The organism is Curtobacterium sp. P97 (assembly GCF_023712445.1).
Lineage (GTDB): Bacteria > Actinomycetota > Actinomycetes > Actinomycetales > Microbacteriaceae > Curtobacterium.
In genome coordinates, this window is record NZ_JAMAYF010000001.1 from 96,865 (window position 1) to 114,159 (window position 17,295).

General features: G+C 73.1%; 14 protein-coding genes. 5 read left to right on the forward strand and 9 right to left on the reverse strand.

Annotation, left to right across the window (positions count from 1 at the left end; translation table 11 throughout):
* The first annotated feature begins 91 nt into the window (after positions 1 to 91).
* The gene (locus M3677_RS00425; RefSeq protein ID WP_251159527.1) at positions 92 to 1,870 is read left to right on the forward strand and encodes a hypothetical protein; all 1,779 of its coding nucleotides are present in this window, start codon (positions 92 to 94) and stop codon (positions 1,868 to 1,870) included.
* A 110-nt stretch (positions 1,871 to 1,980) separates the two neighbouring features.
* On the opposite strand, the gene M3677_RS00430 is transcribed toward M3677_RS00425, so the two are convergent.
* Genes M3677_RS00430 through M3677_RS00440 form a run of 3 tightly spaced genes read right to left on the reverse strand, consistent with a single transcriptional unit; the run spans position 1,981 to position 4,758 of the window.
* Entirely contained in the window at positions 1,981 to 3,288 is a 1,308-nt protein-coding gene (locus M3677_RS00430; protein WP_251159528.1) for a UDP-glucose/GDP-mannose dehydrogenase family protein, read from the reverse strand.
* A gap of 53 nt (positions 3,289 to 3,341) precedes the next feature.
* A complete protein-coding gene (locus M3677_RS00435; RefSeq protein ID WP_251155541.1) occupies positions 3,342 to 3,890 on the reverse strand; it encodes a PH domain-containing protein in 549 nt (182 codons plus the stop codon).
* Between the two features lie 4 nt (positions 3,891 to 3,894).
* On the reverse strand, positions 3,895 to 4,758 hold the full coding sequence (locus M3677_RS00440; RefSeq protein WP_251159529.1) for a biotin--[acetyl-CoA-carboxylase] ligase: 864 nt from the start codon (positions 4,756 to 4,758) through the stop codon (positions 3,895 to 3,897).
* A 74-nt stretch (positions 4,759 to 4,832) separates the two neighbouring features.
* Here M3677_RS00440 and M3677_RS00445 point away from each other — a divergent pair, with 74 nt between their 5' ends.
* Positions 4,833 to 6,428 (forward strand): acyl-CoA carboxylase subunit beta, encoded by a 1,596-nt coding sequence (locus tag M3677_RS00445; protein WP_251159530.1) that lies wholly within the window; start codon positions 4,833 to 4,835, stop codon positions 6,426 to 6,428.
* Positions 6,428 to 6,703 carry an acyl-CoA carboxylase subunit epsilon gene (locus M3677_RS00450; RefSeq protein ID WP_251159531.1) on the forward strand — a complete coding sequence of 92 codons (276 nt, stop codon included), beginning with the start codon at positions 6,428 to 6,430 and terminating at the stop codon, positions 6,701 to 6,703. The genes M3677_RS00445 and M3677_RS00450 overlap by 1 nt, the downstream gene beginning before the upstream one ends.
* 472 nt (positions 6,704 to 7,175) lie before the next feature.
* Here the strand turns inward: M3677_RS00450 and M3677_RS00455 are convergent, their stop codons facing one another.
* The 4 genes from M3677_RS00455 to M3677_RS00470 form a co-directional block, all read right to left on the reverse strand.
* The gene (locus tag M3677_RS00455) at positions 7,176 to 8,222 is read right to left on the reverse strand and encodes a hypothetical protein (protein WP_251159532.1); all 1,047 of its coding nucleotides are present in this window, start codon (positions 8,220 to 8,222) and stop codon (positions 7,176 to 7,178) included.
* Positions 8,219 to 9,520: a sensor histidine kinase gene (locus tag M3677_RS00460; protein WP_251159533.1), complete on the reverse strand. Its 1,302-nt coding sequence runs from the start codon at positions 9,518 to 9,520 to the stop codon at positions 8,219 to 8,221. The genes M3677_RS00455 and M3677_RS00460 overlap by 4 nt, the downstream gene beginning before the upstream one ends.
* A gap of 5 nt (positions 9,521 to 9,525) precedes the next feature.
* Positions 9,526 to 10,242 carry a response regulator transcription factor gene (locus M3677_RS00465; RefSeq protein WP_251155536.1) on the reverse strand — a complete coding sequence of 239 codons (717 nt, stop codon included), beginning with the start codon at positions 10,240 to 10,242 and terminating at the stop codon, positions 9,526 to 9,528.
* Between the two features lie 122 nt (positions 10,243 to 10,364).
* Positions 10,365 to 11,624, reverse strand: a complete 1,260-nt coding sequence (locus M3677_RS00470) for a class I SAM-dependent RNA methyltransferase (protein WP_251159534.1) — start codon at positions 11,622 to 11,624, stop codon at positions 10,365 to 10,367.
* A gap of 14 nt (positions 11,625 to 11,638) precedes the next feature.
* Between M3677_RS00470 and M3677_RS00475 the strand changes: the two genes are divergently transcribed.
* Positions 11,639 to 12,448, forward strand: coding sequence for a nucleoside triphosphate pyrophosphatase (locus M3677_RS00475; protein ID WP_251159535.1), 810 nt, complete (start codon positions 11,639 to 11,641; stop codon positions 12,446 to 12,448).
* A 79-nt stretch (positions 12,449 to 12,527) separates the two neighbouring features.
* On the forward strand, positions 12,528 to 14,306 hold the full coding sequence (locus tag M3677_RS00480) for a biotin carboxylase N-terminal domain-containing protein (protein WP_251159536.1): 1,779 nt from the start codon (positions 12,528 to 12,530) through the stop codon (positions 14,304 to 14,306).
* An 84-nt stretch (positions 14,307 to 14,390) separates the two neighbouring features.
* Here the strand turns inward: M3677_RS00480 and M3677_RS00485 are convergent, their stop codons facing one another.
* Together M3677_RS00485 and M3677_RS00490 are read right to left on the reverse strand one after the other, a co-directional pair.
* Positions 14,391 to 15,326, reverse strand: a complete 936-nt coding sequence (locus tag M3677_RS00485; RefSeq protein ID WP_251155532.1) for a hypothetical protein — start codon at positions 15,324 to 15,326, stop codon at positions 14,391 to 14,393.
* Positions 15,327 to 15,577: 251 nt separating this feature from the next.
* The gene (locus M3677_RS00490) at positions 15,578 to 17,224 is read right to left on the reverse strand and encodes a phospho-sugar mutase (RefSeq protein ID WP_251159644.1); all 1,647 of its coding nucleotides are present in this window, start codon (positions 17,222 to 17,224) and stop codon (positions 15,578 to 15,580) included.
* Between the last annotated feature and the right edge of the window lie 71 nt (positions 17,225 to 17,295).

The following is a 17,295-nucleotide window of genomic DNA, read 5'->3' on the forward strand; positions in this document are numbered from 1 at the left end:
TCGCGGAAGAGAGGGTCCGATGAGTCACGCCGCCACCGCGGAATGTCCTGCGCGGAGTGACGCGAGCCCGGTCCCCGGTCCGCTCCCGCAGGTGTCGCGGTCCGCGGTCGTGCTGAACGCCGTCCTCGTGGTCCTGCTCGCCGTCCCCGTCGTGTCGATGGCGTACCGGAGCCGACTGTCGATCACGAACATCGACGGCGTCTCCTACATGGGCATCGCGCGGCAGTACGCGGCCGGTGACCTCGGCGACGCCGTGAACGCCTACTGGTCGCCCCTGGTCTCGTGGCTCATGGCCCCGTTCGTCCGCGCCGGCCTCGGTCTCACGACGTCGTACGTGACCGTGAACGCCCTCGCCTGCGTCGCGATCCTGGTCCTCGGCGCCTGGCTCGTCCTCCGGGTGACGCGCAGCGGCTGGGCGGCTGCCTTCACCTCGGCGGCGACCACGCCGGTGCTCCTCGCGAACGTCGCACGGCAGACGCCGGACCTGCTGGTGCTGCTCTGGTTCGTCGCCTTCGTGTGGGTGCTCCTCGTCGCGGACGGCGCACGGAACGGCACGCTCCGGCGGCGGATCGTCGTCGGGGCCGGACTCGGCGCCCTCTGCGCGTTCGGCTTCTTCGCCAAGCTGTTCCTCGTCCCCGTCTTCGTCGTCGTGGTCCCGCTCTGGTTCGCCCTGCGCTGGTGGCAGACCGACCACCGGGACCGTGCCGCCCTCCGTCGCTCCGGCGTCCTGCTCACCGCAGCGCTCGTCGCCCTCGTGGTCGTGGCCGCACCCTGGGTGACCGCGCTGTCGCTCAAGTACCACACGGTCACCGCCGGTTCCTCCCTCGTCGTCAACACCGAGAGCAAGTTCACCGATGCCGCCGACGGGCCCGGCGACGACTACGTGTTCCCCCTGCCCCCGAACGCCACGGCGTTCTCACCCGCCGAGGACCGCACACCCAGCGTCTACGACGGACGCGCCCTGACGGCACCGCGGACGACGCAGTCCGCTGACCCAGCCCCGACCGACGGCGCGACGGCGTCGGCGACGACGACGTTGGTCGGCAAGCTCACCTACTACGTCTCACAGCGGCTCGACGCGCTGCCGTACTACCAGATGCGGATCAGCTCGTTCGCGCCCTTCGCCACCTGGATCGGGGTGCTGTTCGCCGTCGGGCTCCTCCTCCGGGTCGTCGACACACGGCGGCACACGCTGGCCGTCGTCGCTGCCGTCGCCACCGGCGTGTACTGGCTCGGGTACGCGGGGATCGCGACCGTGGAGTCCTTCGGCGGGAACGCGCGCTACTACCTGCCGCTGTTCTCCGGCACCGTGATCATCGTGGCCACGCTCCTGCCCGACGTCTGGCGCCGCATCGGTCGGGGACACCTGCTCCGGCGTGTCGTGGCCGTCGCCGGCTGCCTGCTCGTGCTCACCGCCTCGGTGACGCAGAACGCGCTCGGGATCGCCGCGCCGTTCTCGTCAGTGAACGGCGGGTCGATCGGCGCCGAGCCGCTGGCCGTCACCGGGCCGACCCTGCGCCCGGACGAGCCCCTGGTCGACGCGCTGGCGGCGAGGGATGCCGTGCCCGCCGGCAGTCTCATCTCCGGCTCGAACGCGCGCGGCATGGTGCAGCTCGCGTTCCGCTTCGACGCGCAGGTCGCCGGGCGCGACTCCCAGCGGTACGACATCACGGACCCGTCCTTCGTCGGCCTGCTCGAGCGCGCCGGGGTGCAGTACTGGTTGCAGTTCACCCCGCAGGACGCCATGGCCCCGGACCTCAGCGCCGTCGGGCAGGTGACCGAGGACTTCGTCATCGACAGCACCTGCCAGGACAGCAAGGGCGCCGCCGTCGAGCCGTGCCGCGTGCAGGTCGTGCGCGTCGGCGGCTGACCTGGGCCGTACCCGCCGGGACGGACCGCCCCGAGCGCGAGCAACACGGGGAGCACGGACGACGGACGGCCGGGCGGATCGCGTCCGCCCGGCCGTCCGTCACCGTCGTGCTAGCGGCCCATGCCCCGGTAGGTGAAGCCCGCGGCGGTCCAGGCCTCGCGGTCGAGGCAGTTCCGACCGTCGACCACGACCGGCGACGCGACGAGCGAGGCGACCTCGTCCGCGTCGAGCGCACGGAACACCGACCACTCGGTCAGCACGAGCACGATGTCCGCGCCGGTGACCGCCTCGGTCGGCGATCCGACGTACTCGAGCTCCGGGTGCAGCCGACGGGCGGTCTCGATCGCCTCCGGGTCGTACGCCGCCACCGACGCGCCGAGCTCGTGCAGGCGTGCCGCGATGTCGAGCGCCGGGGAGTCGCGGACGTCGTCCGAGTTCGGCTTGAATGCCAGGCCCAGCACGGCGACGCGCTTCCCGGTGACCGTCCCACCGAGCATCTCCGTGGCGAGGTCGACCGCGTGCGCGCGTCGACGGAGGTTGGTGGCGTCCACGTCGGCCAGGAAGGCGAGGGACTCCCCCACGCCCAGCTCGTCGGCGCGGGCCTGGAACGCGCGGATGTCCTTCGGCAGGCAGCCGCCGCCGAAGCCGAGACCGGCGTTGAGGAACTTCCGACCGATCCGGTCGTCGTGCCCGATCGCGTCGGCGAGCGCCGTGACGTCGGCGCCGGCGACCTCGGCGATCTCGGCCATCGAGTTGATGAACGAGATCTTCGTCGCGAGGAACGCGTTCGCGCTGATCTTCACGAGCTCCGCCGTGGGCAGGTTCACCACGAGGCGGGGCGTCCCCGCGGCGAGCGCCTGCGCGTACACCTCGTCGAGGGCCGCGACGGCACGCTCGCCGGCCTCGCCCTCCGGAACGCCGTAGACGAAACGGTCGGGCGAGATGGTGTCCTGCACGGCGAAGCCCTCGCGCAGGAACTCCGGGTTCCACACCAGGGTCGCACCGGGGACCGCCGCCTCGACCTCGGCGGCCAGGCGCGCGGCGGTGCCGACCGGGACGGTCGACTTGCCCACGACGAACGCACCGGCCGACAGGTGCGGCGTGAGCGAGGCGACCGCGGCGTCGACGTACCGCATGTCCGCGGCACCGGTGGGACCCTGCGGGGTGCCGACCGCGAGGAAGTGCACGGCGGACCCGGCGACCTCCGCCATGTCGGTGGTGAAGCGGATGCGACCGGACGCCAGGGCCTCGGTCAGGATCTCGGGCAGCCCGGGCTCGAAGAAGGGGGCCTCGCCGGCGGCGAGACGCTCGATCTTGGTCGGGTCGACGTCGACCGCGACGACCTCGTGTCCGAGCTTGGCCATGGAAGCGGCGTGCACGGCACCGAGGTACCCGCAGCCGATGACGGAGATACGCACGGGACGACGCTACCGGGTAACGAGGAAGACTCCCACTCCGGGCGCTCGGCACCTCACCGACCGGGGTCGCCCCAGGCGGGTCGCGAGGGTCCCCCGACGATCTCGTCCCAGTCCGGCTCGCGGTGCCGTCGGCGGGCCTCGTGCGCCTCGACCAGGTCGTGCAGCACGGCCACCACGAGGTCGGCGTGCGGGACGTCGGCGAGCACCACGGGCGTGTCCTCGCCGGGGAAGACGAGCACGTCACCGGACCGCCACACCCCCTGCAGGCCGCGGCGCCGCACCGTGACGTCGTACCCGCGGGAGTGCAGGAGCTCGCGACGGGTCCGGGTGCCGAGACCACGGACCACCACGAGCCGCCGGGTCGTCACCACGTACCGCTCGGACATCCACCGCAGCAGCGGGACGAGGCCGCCGAGCACGACGAGCAGGACCGTCAGTCCGGCGACGACCGCGTTCAACCACGCGAGCTGTGCGCGGAACACGCCGAAGCCGAAGCCCCCTGCCAGCGCGACGACCACGACGAAGACGGCCGGACGGACGAGTCGGCGCGCGTGCGGCCGCAGCCGAGCGACCACGCGTTCGGGCGGCGGCTCGGCGGTCATGCCGTCATGCATAGCGCAGGTGGGTGAGGTCCCCCACCGCGACGCCCCTGGATCGGCCGTCCCGATCCCGGATCGTGATGCGACCGTCGTCGTCGATGCCGGTGGCGTCGACCTCGTCGACGGTGCCGTCGGGCAGTTCCAGACGGACCCGGCGACCGATCGTGCCGCACGCTGCGCGGACGTGGGACCGGACGGCCCCGGCGGCCGCACCCCCGTCCACCAGCCCACGCACCGCCTCCAGGACGGCCGTCGTCCAGGCGGACAGCACCGCGTCTGCCAGGCCGTCGGCGTCACCGGTCGCACCGGCGACCGCCAACGACGTCGCGGTGGGCGTCGGCAGGGCGTCCTCCGGGATCGTCAGGTTCACGCCGGCGCCGACGACGACGCTGCCGTCGGCGGCGACCTGGCAGAGGATGCCGCACACCTTGCGTCCGTCGACGAGCACGTCGTTCGGCCACTTCACCAGGACACGCGGCTCCGGCACGGGCGTCGCGTCGTCGGCGTCGGCGGCCGAACGGGAGGCCCTGGTCGCCGCGTCGACGTCGCCCAGCACGGCGGACACCGCGTCGCGCATCGCGGCGCCGGCGACCAGGGGCAGCCACCCGCGGTCGCGGTCGGCCAGGTCGGCGCGGACGAGCAGGCTCACCGCGAGCGTCTGCCCGGTCGGCGCGCTCCACGACCGGTCGAGCCGCCCGCGCCCCGCCGTCTGGTCGAGCGTGACCACGGCGCTGCCGTGCGCCCGACCGGGAGCGACGTCCAGCAGGTCGGCGTTCGTGGAGCCGGTGCGCCCGACGGCGTCGAACACTCCACCGGCGGCCTGGACGACGGCACGGGCACGCGGCAGGACCGGCGGGACGGGTGTGGACATGCACGCAAATCTACGGGCAGGAACCGTGGGGGTCCTCCAACCGGCCCCGCCGTGGCCGCCGGTAGGGTGAGCGGGTGACCACAGGAGACACCCCCGACCTCTCGACCACGGCCGGTCGCCTCGCGGACCTGCGCGACCGCTACCACGAGGCCGTGACCGCCGCGGGCGAGGCCGCCATCGCGAAGCAGCACGCGAAGGGCAAGGGCACCGCCCGCGAGCGCATCGAGCAGCTCCTCGACGAGAACTCGTTCGTCGAGTTCGACGAGTTCGTGCGCCACCGCACGACGTCGTTCGGCATGGACGCCAAGCGCCCCTACGGCGACGCCGTCGTGACCGGCGTCGGCACGATCCACGGCCGCAACGTCGCGGTCTACGCGCAGGACTTCACGGTCTTCGGTGGCTCCCTCGGCGAGGTCGCCGGCGAGAAGATCGTCAAGGTGATGCAGCACGCGCTGAAGACGGGTGTGCCGATCATCGGCATCCTCGACTCCGGCGGCGCCCGGATCCAGGAGGGCGTCGTCGCCCTCGGCAAGTACGGCGAGATCTTCCGCCTGAACACCCAGGCCTCCGGGGTCATCCCGCAGATCTCCATCGTCATGGGGCCGGCAGCCGGTGGTGCGGTGTACTCCCCCGCGCTCACCGACTTCGTCATCATGGTGGACAAGACGAGCCACATGTTCGTCACCGGTCCGGACGTCATCAAGACCGTCACCGGCGAGGACGTCGGCTTCGAGGAGCTCGGCGGCGCCCAGACGCACAACGCCGTCTCGGGCGTCGCGCACTACCTGGCCGAGGACGAGGCCGACGCGCTCGACTACGCGCGCTCCCTCGTCGGCTTCCTGCCGGACAACAACCTGTCCGACCCGCCGGCCTACGACGTCGCCCCGGAACTCGAGACGACCGACGCCGACCACGAGCTCGACGTCGTCATCCCCGACTCGACGAACCAGCCGTACGACGTCACCACGATCGTCGAGCACATCGTCGACGACGGTGAGTTCCTCGAGGTCCAGCCGCTCTTCGCCCCGAACATCATGGTCGGCTTCGGCCGCGTCGAGGGCCGCACCGTCGGCATCATCGCGAACCAGCCGCAGGCGATGGCCGGGACGCTGAACATCGACGCCGGCGAGAAGGCAGCCCGCTTCGTCCGGTTCTGCGACGCGTTCGGCATCCCGATCCTGACCCTCGTCGACGTCCCCGGCTACCTGCCCGGCACCGACCAGGAGTGGACCGGCGTGATCCGGCGCGGCGCGAAGCTGCTGTACGCGTACGCCGAGGCGACCGTCCCGCTCGTCACCGTCATCACGCGGAAGGCCTACGGCGGCGCGTACATCGTGATGGGCTCGAAGCAGCTCGGTGCGGACATCAACCTGGCGTGGCCGACCGCCGAGATCGCGGTGATGGGCGGCCAGGGTGCGGTCAACATCCTGTACCGGGCCGAGATCAAGCGCGCGGAGGAGGCGGGCGAGGACGTCGCCGCGGTGCGCACCAGGCTCGCGAACGAGTACACCTACAACGTGGCGTCACCGTACCTGGCGGCCGAGCGCGGCGAGCTCGACGGCATCATCCAGCCGCACGCGACCCGGGTCTCGGTGATCAAGGCGCTGCGGGCGCTGCGCGGGAAGCGCGCGTCGCTGCCGCCGAAGAAGCACGGGAACATCCCGCTCTGATGGGACGACACGCAGCACACCTCCCGGCGGACGCCGCGGTGCCGGCCGCGGCGGACGGCCCGGTCGGCGCCGACGTCCGGGTCGTCGCGGGCGACCCCTCGCCGGAGGAGCTGGCGGCCGTCGTCGCCGTGCTCCAGCGGCAGGCCGACGAGGTCGCCGCCACCGGTCGCGCCGAGGTCACCGACTCACCACGGACCGGGTGGGACGCGTCCGCCCGTGGCCTCCGCCGGCCGCTCGAGCACGGCTCCGGCGCCTGGGCCCGCTCGTTGCGCTGACCGACGGGCTGCGAGCCGCACGCCGCACGTCCCTCAACGGACCCCCGCCGTTCCCCGGCGGGGGTCTTGCGCGTCCGGGGGTACCGGCGGCACGATGTACCCCTGTCGCACCGCGCGACCCGGTCGTCGAACTCGGGTTGCGGGGTGCACTTCCCGGTCGGTCTCCCCTCGGACGGGGGACACCTCGACCGCGGAACCACCGGGAGGGCGTGGCTTGTCCCCCATAATGACGACTGACACGGCTTCGGGCAGCGGGCATAGTTGTCTGTGTTCGGTGTCCTTCCCAGAAGAACATCGTTGGTCGGTGGCCGACTAGGGTACGACGCCTCCGACCAGCTGCGAGCCAGGGCGACATTCGGGTTGTCGCTCAGGCTCGGGTCGTGAACGGGCCGGCCCCTCGGGACCGGCCCGTTCCCCGTTCCCGGGTGGCCTTGCGCGCGCGTCACGCTGGACGGCGGCCGCCGGTGCCGCCTCAGACCGTCGCGCGGCGCGGGATCTCGGTCCAGAGCACCACCGAGTCGTCCTCGTCGCCGTCGTCGTCCGATCCGACGCCGAGCGCCGCGGACTCGCTCGCCGCGGTGTCCAGTCGCAGCCCGACGATGGTGACCGCCGCCTCCGACCCCTCGGCCACCGTCCGGACGATCACGTTGTCCGCCTCGCGGGCTCGGCGCAGCGCACCGGCGATCTCGGCGTGCACCCGGCGGAGCTCGTCGATCTCCAGGTCGTCGAGGCCACCGTCGTCGTGCAGCTGTACCGTGGCCCCCCGTCGCCGCAGGCGCATGACCTCGTCACGGACGTCGTCGGACAGCAGCGACCGTCCGCGGATCTCGTCGCGGATCGCCTGCTCGAGGTGCAGGCACTCGGCCCGTTCGACGTCGGTCAGGTCCCCGCCCCGGTCGATCACCTGCTGCAGCATCGGCAGCGCCATCCGGGTGGTCTGGCTCAGGCGGAACTGCCGCTCGAACACGTGGGCGTCCTGCGCGGCCTGCCAGTCCGCGGTCTCCTGCTCGGCTCGGATGAAGTCGCGCGTGGTGCGGGTCGCCCGGTCCATCGCGACGGCGAAGCCGGTGGCGACGGCGACCCACGTCAGGTTGCCGACCAGTCCGAGCGCCCCGAAGGCACCCGGTCCTGCCCAGACCACACCGAAGACCGTGACGAAGCCGACGCCGACCCACGCGAAGGCGCGTCGGCCCCGCACGACGAGCACGACCATGAGCGTGCCGACCGCGGCGACCCACCAGGTGATCGAGTCGTCCTTCACCGTCAGGTCGACGACCGGGGCGGCGATGACCGGCATGACCAGCGCGGTGGCGAGCGAGAAGCACGCCGCCCAGACCGGGAGGGTCCGACCGGGCAGGAAGATCGCGACGGCACTCGCGGCGGCGTAGAGCGCCATGCACGTGAGCACCGGACCGACGTCACGGACGAACGGGAACGACGCCACGCCCAGTACGAGGTGGAAGACGGAGAACAGCGCGGCGAGCCCGATGGCGATCCTCGCCGGCAGGGACACCCTCATGCCGACACCTCCGGGTGCCACTCCAGCCGGACCCGCGTGCCCGCTCCTGGGTTGCTCGCGACCACCGCCGTGCCGCCCACGGCCTGCACCCGCTCGATGATCGAGCGGCGGACGCCGAGCCGCGCGGCAGGGACGGCAGCGAGGTCGAACCCGGCGCCGTCGTCACCGACCTCGACGTGCACGGCGCCACCACGCTGCTCGACACGGACCCAGCGCTCGACCCCAGCCCCGCCGGCGTGCTGCACGCTGTTGACGCACGCCTGCACCGCCGCGGACGCGAGCGCGTCCGCGATCGTCGCCGGGATGCGCAGCCCGCCGACCGGGGCGTCCCGCAGCCGGACGGGAGCGGCGAGCGCTCCGACGGCGTCGGTGATGCGGACACGGAGGTCGTGCACCGTCACGGGCGGGGCCTCCCCCGGCAGGTCGGCTGCAGCGGCGCCGAGGTGGTCGATGGCGTTGCGCGCCATGCGGGCGGCGAGGGCCTTCGCCTCGGGTGTGTCCGCGCGTGCGGCCGAGAGCAGTGTGGTCAGGACGCTGTCGTGGACGATCGCGTCGACCTGCACCCGCTCGACCTCGGTCGCGTGCTCGCGGATCGCGAGCGAGTAGCGCCGTACCGCGGTGGCCTGCGCCGCGTCCACCGCGGCGGCGGCCCGACGGAGGAGCACGGCGATGACGAGGACCGCTCCGCTCAGCAGCGCCGAGTACACGCCCTGGAGCACCGCGCTGGCCCCGGCGTCGCCACCGAGCGGCGTGAGGCGCACGACGACGTAGACGGCGGGCACGAGCGCGGTGTAGACGGTCGCGCGCCACGGGGCGAAGCCCATCGCCGCCGCCGTCGACCCCACGGTGAGGAACCACCACGGCCAGGGGTACTGACCGTCCGGGATCGGCTCGCGGACGGTGAGCGGCCACGTGACGAGCACGACGAGGAACAGCAGCGCGCACACGATCTGGGCGACCTGCGCGAACCGCTGCGCGAACGCGGACACCCCGACCGCCACGAACGACGCGCCGAGGACCGCCGCGGCGACCGGGCCCCACACGGGATCGAGCCACGGCAGCTGCCGCACGACGGCGGGCGCGTAGACCGCGCCGTACCCGACCGCGGCGACCGCGATGAGGATCGCGAAGAGTCGTTCGACCGATGCCTGCGTGAGCGCGGGTCGCACACCGCGCAGGGGGTCGACGCCGAACGGCGCCGGCTCGGTCGGCGCGACGTCGTCCGTCGCGGAGCCCGACCCGTCGGGCGCCCCGGCCGGGACACCTGCCGACCGTGCCGGTCCGGCCGTGGTGGCCATCGGGGTCAGCGGCCGTCGGCGTCGGGGTCGATACCCGAGTCGAGCCCGGGCAGGATGCCGTCCTCGACCGCGCGGCGCAGCAGGTCGACCTTCGTCGGCGCCGGACGCCCCACCTCGACGTACTTCACACGGATACGGTCGAGGTACTCGCGCGCCGTCGAGTACCCGATGCCGAGCTGCTGCGCCGCGAGCTTGAGCGGCAGCCCGGAGGCGTAGAGGTGCAGGATCTCGCGCTCGCGGCGTCCGAGCTGCGCCTTGGCGAAGTCGCGGTCGGCGTCGATGGCGCTCGCCCACTCGAGGTTGTTGAGCACGTCGCCGCGGGCGACGGTCGCCACGGCCGCCATCACGGTCTTGGTCGCGGACGACTTGGGGATGACGCCGGCCGCCCCTGCGGCCAGTGCCTCGCGCACGCTCGCGACGCGGTCGGCGATCGAGTGGACGAGCACCGCGGAGCCGGTGCCCTGCACACCCTTGACGTTCGCGGTCACGGTCGAGCCGTCGCCGAGCGACAGGTCGAGCACGACGACGTCGACCTCACGCCCGCCGAGCTGGGCCACGTACTCGGGCACGCTCGCGGCGGTGAGCACCACCTCGAACCCCTCGTTCTGGCACGCCGCCTGGATGCCGAGCCGCACGGACTCGTGGTCGTCGACGATCGCGACGCGGACGGGCCTGGTGGCCAGTCCGGTCGTCCCGCTGCTGGTGTTCGTGTCTGCTGCCACGGTGACCTCTCGTTCCGATGCGCGCCCGGCCCCTGTCGCCGGGAGCGATCACCGACCAAGGATACCCAGGTCGGACCCAGGCTCCGAGTTGTGGGACACCGCGTCACACTGCGGACCCGGGGTCAGGCGATCGGGACCAGCCGCGCGACCGCCTCGAGGTGGTGGGTGTGCGGGAACAGGTCGAACGCACGCAGCGCCTCGAGCCGGTACCCGAGGTCGGCGAAGGTCGCGACGTCGCGCGCCAGGGCGACCGGGTCGCAGGCGACGTAGACGACCTGCGCGGGCTGGAGCGCGGCGACCTGCACGACGACCTCGCGGCCCGCGCCGGACCGCGGCGGGTCGAGCACGACGGTGCCGGCGCGGAAGCGCTGCAGCTCCGGTCGGGACGCGTCGGCGGCCGTCCGGGCGAGCCAGCGGTCCACGCGGCCGGTCTCGGCACGCGCGCCGATCCACTCCGCCAGGTTCTCCTGCGCGTGCTCGGTGGCCCGGGCCGCGCTCTCGACGCTCGTGATGCGGGCCTTCGGGCCGACGACGTCGCCGAGTGCCGCCGCGAGCAGTCCGACGCCGCCGTAGAGGTCGAGGTGCTGCCCCTCGGGGTCGAGCCGGTCACGGTCGACCAGGTCCTGCACGGCCGCGGTGAGCACGGCCGGCGCCTGGCGGTGGACCTGCCAGAAGCCGTTGTCGTCGACGGTGAACGAACGCTCCCCCACGACCTCGGTCACGACGGTGGGCTTCTGCTCGTCGATGACGAGCCGGGCCCCCTCGGCGCCGCTCGGCGCGAGGACGTCGACGACCGACGCGCCCGGCATCGCACCGCGCCCGAGCGGCGCACTCTCCTGCACACGCGCGGAGGCGAGCGGGAGCGAGGCCACCGGCACCACCGTGTGGGAGCGCGAGGCGAACGGGCCCGCCGTGCCGTCCTCGCCGACGTGCAGCCGGACGCGCGTGCGCCAGCCGAGGCCGTTCGACTCCTCGTCGCCGGGGGCAGCCTCGACCATGACGTCGTGTCCGAGCACCTCGGTGAGGTCCGTTCGGGCGAACCGCGCGAAGGCGTCGACCAGGACGTCGTGCTTGAGGGTGCGCTGGTGCGGCAGGGCGATGTGCCCGAACTCCGCACCGCCGGCGCGCACGGCGGGGTCGCGGTCGAGGGCGGCCTCGGGCCAGACGTGGTCGACCCGGTGCTCGCTCGGCGACAGGACGGACACGGTGTCGGCACGCCAGAACGACTTCTTGCGGTCCTCGGTCACGCGCGCGACGACGCGCTCGCCCGGCACCGCGTCCGAGACGAAGACCACACGCCCCTCGTGCCGTGCCACCGAGATGCCGCCGTGGGCGATCCCGGTGACGTCGAGTTCGAGCAGCGTTCCGACGGATTCACCCATGGTTCGATGTTCCCATGCGTCTGTACCTCGCGAGTACCTCCCCCGCCCGCCGTGCGCTCCTGGCGCAGACCGGCATCGAGCCGGTGCTCGTCGCGCCGGGCGTGGACGAGGACGCCGCCGTCGCCGCCGCGCGGGCCGCGCTCGGCCGGGAGCTCACCGGTCCGGAGCTCGTCGGGCTCCTCGCGGTCGCCAAGGCGGACGCCGTCGCGAACGCCCGCGTCGCCGGGTCCGCCGTGGACGGCTTCGTGTTCGGCGGCGACTCCGCCTTCGAGGTGGACGGCGTCCTGCACGGCAAGCCCCACGACCCGGAGGTCGCGAAGGAACGGTGGCGGCAGATGCTCGCCGCGGGCGGCGGCACCCTGTGGAGCGGCCACTGCGTCGTGGACCGGCGCCTCGACCGCGGTCTCGACACGGCCCCGGACGCGACCGAGGACCGGCCTGGAGGCGCGGGGCGGACCGGCACCGCGCCTCCCGTCCGACGGGTGGACGCGGCAGACGGCGGGCCGCTGGGCATCGCCGGTCACCTCGGTGACGTCGCGCCGGGCGGGTCCACACTGGTCGCCGCCGGAGACCACGTCGTCGCCGTGGACAGCGCCGTGCTGACCTTCGCCGAGGACGTGTCGATCGAGGAGATCGACGCGTACGTCGCGACGGGCGAGCCCCTCGAGGTCGCGGGCGCCTTCACGATCGACGGACGGGCCGCGGCGTACATCACGCGCATCGACGGAGCACCGTCGGCCGTGGTCGGGCTGTCGCTGCCGGTCCTGCGGTCGATGCTGCTCCGTGGCTTCGGCGTCGCCTGGCACGATCTGTGGGCGCTGTAGACATCCACACTGCTGGACGCTGTTTCTTTGTACGTGCCGGTCAAAACCGGTCGCCGCTGCACGAATACGCTGACGTACCATGCCCCGTATCAGCAAGGTCCTCATCGCGAACCGCGGCGAGATCGCCGTCCGCATCATCCGCGCGGCCCGCGACGCTGGCAAGGCCTCGGTCGCGGTGTACGCCGACCAGGACCGCGACGCCCTCCACGCCCGCCTCGCCGACGAGGCCTACGCGCTGAACGGCACCACGAGCGCGGACACCTACCTCGTGATCGACAAGATCGTCTCGGTCGCCCGTCGGTCCGGCGCGGACGCCGTGCACCCGGGCTACGGGTTCCTCGCCGAGAACGCCGACTTCGCCCGCGCCGTCATCGACGCCGGGCTGACCTGGATCGGGCCGTCGCCGGAGTCGATCGAGCAGCTCGGTGACAAGGTGTCCGCGCGCCACGTGGCCGAGAAGGTCGGCGCGCCGCTCGCGCCGGGCACCATCGAGCCCGTCGCGGACGCTGCCGAGGTGATCGCGTTCGCGGACGAGGTCGGTCTGCCGGTCGCCATCAAGGCGGCCTTCGGCGGCGGCGGCCGAGGCCTGAAGGTCGCACGGACGCGCGACGAGGTCGCCGCGCAGTTCGAATCGGCGACGCGCGAGGCCGTCGCCGCGTTCGGTCGCGGTGAGTGCTTCGTCGAGAAGTACCTCGACAAGCCACGCCACGTCGAGACCCAGTGCCTGGCCGACGAGCACGGCAACGTCGTCATCGTCTCCACCCGTGACTGCTCGCTGCAGCGTCGTCACCAGAAGCTCGTGGAGGAAGCCCCGGCGCCGTACCTGACGCCCGATCAGCAGACGCGACTGTACGAGTCGTCGAAGGCGATCCTGCGCGAGGTCGGCTACGTCGGTGCCGGCACGTGCGAGTTCCTCATCGGCGCCGACGGTACGGTGTCGTTCCTCGAGGTGAACACCCGCCTGCAGGTCGAGCACTGCGTCTCGGAAGAGGTGACGGGCATCGACCTCGTCCGCGAGCAGTTCCGCATCGCCGAGGGCGGCACGCTCGACTACGAGGACCCCACCCCGCGCGGTCACTCGTTCGAGTTCCGCATCAACGGCGAGGACCCGGGTCGGAACTTCTTCCCGGCACCCGGTCCCGTGCACGCGTTCACCGCGCCGTCGGGCCCCGGCGTCCGCGTCGACTCCGGTGTGGTCTCCGGCGACGTCGTCTCCGGCTCGTTCGACTCCATGCTCGCGAAGCTCATCGTCACCGGCGCCACCCGCGAAGAGGCGCTCGAGCGGTCGCGCCGCGCCCTGGCCGAGTTCGAGGTCACCGGACTGCCGACCGTGCTGCCCTTCCACCGTGCGGTCGTGTCGGACCCGGCGTTCGCGACGGACGACGAGACGCCGTTCAGCGTGTACACGCAGTGGATCGAGACGGACTTCCAGAACGACATCCCGGCCTGGAGCGGTTCCCCCGAGGAGCTCCCCGCACCGGCCGCCCGCGAGAGCGTCGTCGTCGAGGTCCAGGGCAAGCGCATCGAGGTCACCATGCCCTCGATCGTCGGCGGTGGCGCTGCCGGTGCCGCCGGTCGGCGTCCGGCCGGTCCCTCCGCTCCCCCGAAGCGCCGGTCGTCCGGCGTGAAGGGCGGACTCGTGTCCTCGGGCTCGGTGACGTCCCCGATGCAGGCCACCGTCGTGAAGCTCGCGGTCGCCGAGGGTGACACCGTCGTGAAGGGCGACCTGCTGGTCGTCCTCGAGGCCATGAAGATGGAGCAGCCCGTCCAGGCCCCGCGCGACGGGGTCGTGACCGGTCTGAACGCCCCCGTCGGCCAGACGATCTCGTCCGGCCACGTGCTGCTCGAGCTCGCGTAGCGCGCCGCGCCGCTTCGAACCACGAAAGCGACGTCGAACCACGGCCCGACCCCGGTTCGACGTCGCTTTCGTGGTTCGTCGCGCTCACCACTCTGGCGTCACGCGGAGCCCACGACGCACCGGGACGCCGGCATCGGCCAGCATCGCGGGGAAGCGTCCTCCCGGAACGACGTCACGCCAGACCGGGCGGATGACGCCGCGCACCTCCGGGAGCGCTCGGAGGCGGTCCTCGCGGAGCTTCTCCGCGATGACGATCTCGTCCGCGGAACGCCCGCCGCGCAGATCGGGATCGCGGTACTTCGCGAGCCCGTCGAACTCGACGACGAAGCCCTCGTCAGGCAGCCAGAAGTCGACCCGGCCGATCAGACCGGTAGCGTCCTGGAACACCTGCTGCTGGACTGGCGGCGGGCAGCCGACGTCGTGCATGACCAGGTGCGTGACGCTCTCCCCCGCCGACTCGGACAGCCCGGACGCGAGCCCGAGCACCTGTCGCGCGCGTCGGTGCGCGCGGACCGGGAGCCGTCGCGTGAGCATCTCCTGGAGGTCCGACTGCTCCACGCCCCGACGGACGGCCGCGTCCGCGACCGCGAGCGCACGGCCACGGTCGTACCGCAGGAGGACGTCGATCGCCGTCTCGGGGACGTCGGTGACGACCAGTCCGTCGACGACCGCGGTGCGCACCCGACGGCCGGCACCCGGCACCTTGTCGACGTGCCGGGTCCGCTGCGTCGTCGTCCGGCGGGGATCGGTCAGCGTCACCCGGTCGGGCACGGGCAGGATCCACGGCAGACGATGGAGCACGACAGCGGATGCGTGGGACACCGCGGTCCCGGGTGCTCGCTCGTGCGCTGCCCTCGTCCGAGCGATGTGCCGCTCCCACTCGGTCGCCACGTCCCACTCGGCCTGGACGGCGAACGCCCCGTAGCCGATCACGACCAGCGCCCCACGCTCGACCATGCGCTGCTGGCGACGTGCCGCGGCCGGGTCTGGGTGTTCTCGGACGACGTTCGGAACGGTCATCTCGTCAGGATGCCGATCATCGAGCTCCCCGACAGTGCTCGACGGCCGCGGAGTGAAGGACGCCTCCCTTCCACAGCGCCGTGACGACGAGTGACGAACCACGAATCCGACATCGAACCAGGCGCAGGGCGTGGTTCGATGTCGGATCCGTGGTTCGACAGCGCGGCGGCGAGCGGAGCGGAGCGGCGGCGGCGGCGAGCGGAGCGGAGCGGCGGCGGCGGCGAGCGGAGCGGAGCGGCGCCGGCGCCGGGCTACGACACCAGCGGGCGGACGTCGGCGGCGAGGGCGTCGACGAGCGCCTGCGCCTCGGCCGGCGAGGCCGCCACCGTGTCGATGTAGACCTTCACCTTGGGCTCGGTGCCGCTCGGGCGGACGATGACCCGCGCGCCGCCCTCGAGGTCGTAGCGCAGGATGTCGGACGGCGGGAAGCCCTCCACGCCGTCCGAGTAGTCCGTCACCCCGGTGACCGTACGGCCGCCGAGCGACGAGGGCGCCGACGACCGCAGCGACGCCATGATCTCCCCGATCCGCGACAGGTCGTCCACGCGGGTCGACACCTGCCCGGAGGCGAACGCCCCGAACTCGGCCGCGAAGGCGTCGAGCTGGTCGGCGACGGTCCGGCCCTCGGCTGCGAGCGAGACGGCGAGGTCGAGCAGCGCCAGGGCCGCCGAGATGCCGTCCTTGTCGCGGACGACGCCGGGGTCGACGAGGTAGCCGAGCGCCTCCTCGTACCCGAACACCAGGTCGGGCACGCGGGAGACCCACTTGAACCCGGTCAGGGTGTCCCGGTACCCGAGCCCGTACCGCTCCGCGACGCGGGCGAGCGCGGGCGAGGACACGATCGACGCCGCAAGCACACCCGACCCGTCCGACGAGCCCGCGGCCTGCGCACGAGCGGCGGCCCGCCAGCCGAGCAACCAACCGACCTCGTTGCCGGACAGGCGACGGAACGAGCCGGCACCGTCGGGGATCGCCAGGGCGAGGCGATCGGCGTCGGGGTCGTTCGCGATGACCAGGTCGGCCCCGACCGCGACACCACGCGCGATCGACAGGTCCATCGCACCCGGCTCCTCCGGGTTCGGGAACGACACCGTCGGGAACGCGCCGTCCGGCTCGATCTGCTCCGGTACGACGGCGGGCTCGGCGAACCCCGCCGCGGCGAACACGGCTCGCGCGGTCTCCCACCCGACGCCGTGCATCGCCGTGTAGACGACCTTCGGTTGCGCGTCGACCGGGAGGGTCGGGGCCGGCACCGTCGCGGCGGTCGCGTCGACGTAGGCCCGGGCGAGCTCCGGACCGGCGACCGTGTAGTCGGTGGAGCGCACGAGGTCGCGGACGTCCCCCGCGGCGACCGCGTCGATCGCCGCGGCGATCTCGCCGTCGACCGGCGGGACGATCTGCGAACCGTCGTCCTCGCCCCCGAGGTACACCTTGTAGCCGTTGTCCCGCGGCGGGTTGTGGCTCGCGGTCACCATGACGCCCGCGCCGACACCGAGGTGGCGCACCGCGAACGCGAGCACCGGCGTCGGGAGCGCGGACGGCAGGAGGGTGACCTCGAGCCCGAGGCCGCGCATGACCTCGGCGGAGTCGCGAGCGAAGACGTCGGAGTTGACCCGGCCGTCGTAGCCGATCACGACGCTGCGGTCACGACCGGTGTCGATCAGGAAGCGCGCGAGCCCCGCCGCGGCCTGCGTGACGACGACGCGGTTCATGCGCTGCGGCCCGGCGCCGAGCTCGGCGCGGAGGCCGGCGGTGCCGAACTGCAGGCGACCGGAGAACCGCGCGGCGAGCTCCTCGGCGTCGCCGCGGTCGATCAGCTGCTGGAGTTCCGCACGGGTCTCGTCGTCCGGGTCCTGCTCCACCCACGCGCGGGCGCGGGACAGGACGTCCTCGTCCACGGCGGCGAGGGCACCGCCGTCACCGAGGTCGCCGTCCGCGATGGCGCCGTCCGAGGCGCCCTCGTGCCGGG